General features: G+C 60.4%; 2 protein-coding genes. One reads left to right on the top strand and one right to left on the bottom strand.

The genetic code is table 11. From position 1 onward, the window contains the following. Nucleotides 1-273: 273 nt before the first annotated feature. Nucleotides 274-483 (top strand): hypothetical protein, encoded by a 210-nt coding sequence (locus CN311_RS32375; RefSeq protein WP_133117302.1) that lies wholly within the window; start codon nucleotides 274-276, stop codon nucleotides 481-483. Between the two features lie 137 nt (nucleotides 484-620). Here the strand turns inward: CN311_RS32375 and CN311_RS31605 are convergent. After that, nucleotides 621-2,714: caspase family protein (locus CN311_RS31605; protein WP_097577480.1), on the bottom strand; the 2,094-nt coding region annotated here is incomplete at its 5' end.

Raw genomic sequence — 2,714 nt, 5'->3', positions numbered from 1 at the left:
GGATGGCGCTCACATGAGGGATGCGGAAACCTACCAATGGCGATTTGTACGTGTCAAACGTTCAAGTCGATGCGCGCGCGCCGTGCCATGCCACTCCGGTTACATGCCTTCGCCAAACTCTGTTAGCAGTTTCGTCGGTGGGCAAGGCCGGCGCATTCGCCCGCCTTGCCCTTGACTGGAGGGCGGTTGAAGTATTTTCCTGTTGCGGCGTGACGTTGGAAGTTCCTGATGCGGTGCCGCGGCCGTTTTTGGCCAAGGCTTGGAGCGACGCAAATGGCAAGATTGCTGCTGGCAAAGATGGCTTCGGTCGCCGCCTTGGTTTCGACCTCGGTCATGCTGACCGGCTGCTGGACGATTGCAGGAAGGCCCATCATCTGCGATTTCAGCTTTTTGCTGAAAGACGGACGGTGCGCCAAGGTAGCCAAGGTGAGTACGCCTCGACGCGACAAACCGGACTCGAAGCGCGCCAGCTCTCAATATTGATACAGCCACTGATATGCCGCCGTGTTCGGCGCCAATTGCCGGAAGCTGTTTGGGTGGCGGTCTTTGGCTTACGATAGTATTAAAAGCAGATATTAAGACTTTATTGGCGACGAACGTCGAATAATATTTGTCGTATATTAAGGGCCATTCTGCTTGATATATAGTTCAACTTCTCTGTCTATTTCTTTTCGCGTCGCGCGGTCTATTCTCTCGGCTATCTCTGCCTTTGCTTGTTCTCCCTGATCGGCCCGAAGCCTCGCGGCGAGCGAGGCGTTGAAGTAAGCTTGTCGCAGGTTGGGCTTGCCCCCGGTGAATACACCGTCGCGGTGCCCCCAGGCGAGACGGACGTAGGCGTACTCATTTCCCCGGTTTGCGGAAAGCTCAAGGAGGGTCAGGGCGCGGCGAGGATCGGCAGCCAGCTTGCGGTCGCCTTTCAGATATAGCTGCGCGATAAAATAGGGCGCGTACCTGTTGCCCATGTCGGTTGCGCGCAGCAACAGGTCGCGTCCTCGTGGCACGTCCTTTTTCACGCCTTCGCCCGCGAGATAAGCCTGCCCCAGATTTGCCATCGCATCGATCTGGCCGGTATCGGCTGCTGCTGCATACAACGAGGCTGCCTGGACGAAGTCTTGCTTGACGCCGGTGCCGAGGCGGTAGGCGTCGCCGAGCGCGGTGATCGCATTCGCCCAGCCGCTTGATGCGGCCAAGCGATACCAAAGAACGCCTTCCTCCGGCAACTTCGGGACGCCTTGGCCGGCAATATAGGCGGAGCCGATGTCGGTCCTGGCCCTGAGATTGCCGAGCGCAGCGGCCCGAACGTAGAAGTCGAACGCGCGGCCGTAGTCGATCTCGCGCCCCATGCCGACACGTGCCATGTAGCCCATGTTGATGAGCGCAGCGCTGTACTGCTGCTTGCCGGCCAATTCGTAGAAATGCTCGGCCCAGCTATAGCGCCTGGCGATTTCCAGAACACGGCCGAACTGGAACTGCAGGCGGGGATTGTTGATGTCGGCCGCCAGCGAAAAAGCGCAAGCGCGCAACGCGTCCCGAACGTTGACAAGCCCATTGGTGACACCAGGCACCGCGCGCTGTGGATCGTTGGGATCGGCGGCGTAGAGATCGCAATCCGTGACCATTGTGCGCATGCCGCGCCGCGTGTCGGGCAGGTTGCTCGGCCAAATACGAAAGGTCTCGCTGACGGCGCGCTCGCCGGCCTGCTGGAACACGAATTCCTCGCTCAGCGCCTTGCCGCTCGCCTCGACCGGCGCCGCGGCCGCGATCGAGGTAGAGACCAAATTGCCGTTGACATAGAGCCCGCGCTCGGTCAATGCAGCCACCTTGAAGCGGCTCTTCTCCGTCGCCTCGGCCGCGTAGCGGCTATTCGGGAAGATCCTCCGAAAACGCTCGAAGTCCTCCGGATTCTGGCTGTCGCTGATGAAGGACCACAACACCTCATCGATGGTCAGGCCGCCGCTCGCTTCGGCAGCGTGCTCGGCTTCCGCAACCTGCTTGCCGGCGTCACCTTGGCGGAAGACGAATTTCGTTTCGATCGAGCCGGTGATCCAGGGAATTTGGGAGCCGCCAGTCGCCTGGCGAACGTCGCCTCGCACCGTGCGGAACGTGTCGTAAACATCGAGATTGGGCATGACCAGGGCGTTGGCGAGCGCCGACGAGTAGGGGCTGTTGATGCCTGTCCCGTCATACGCGACCTCACCGGCACTGGTGGCAAAGGCGACAAGCACCTGGCCGCTGCCGGCCTCGGTATAGGCGAGGCCTTGCTGCAACCCCTTCTCCTTGGCGGCCGGATTGTTGCGGCAGGCATCGAGGATGAAGACTTTCACGCCGACCGGATCGTTCTTCACGATGTCGATCAACTCGTTGAGCATCATGGCGTCGGCCGAGACCTCCTTGGCTGACGAGATCCGCGTATCGACGGGGAGCAGGAGGTTCTGGCCGTTATATTGCAGGGCATGGCCGGCGTAGTAGAAGACCGCCATGTCGGCGCCGATGAGATGCGCGCGTATCGCGTCGTTCAGGTCTTTCTCTGCCGATTTCTTGACATCATAAAAGAGCAGGACGTCGAATTTGAGCTCGGTCAAGGTATTGGCGATGAGCTTGGCGTCGTTACGGGGATTGGTCAGCGGCGCAAACGGATATTCGCTATTGCCGACGACAATAGCCGCGCGCCGCTCGGCGTGGGCCTGGGCGAGCCAAAGCGGACTGAACGCGGC

The sequence above is a fragment of the Mesorhizobium sanjuanii genome (assembly GCF_002529485.1).
Classification (GTDB): Bacteria; Pseudomonadota; Alphaproteobacteria; order Rhizobiales; family Rhizobiaceae; genus Mesorhizobium; species Mesorhizobium sanjuanii.
Note: the sequence above shows the minus strand (reverse complement) of the source record. Positions and strands in the feature narration are given on the sequence as shown.

Bases quoted from the DNA above. Each gene is read 5' to 3' on its own strand.
- CN311_RS32375 (WP_133117302.1), top strand. From the start codon at position 274: ATGGCAAGATTGCTGCTGGCAAAGATGGCTTCGGTCGCCGCCTTGGTT.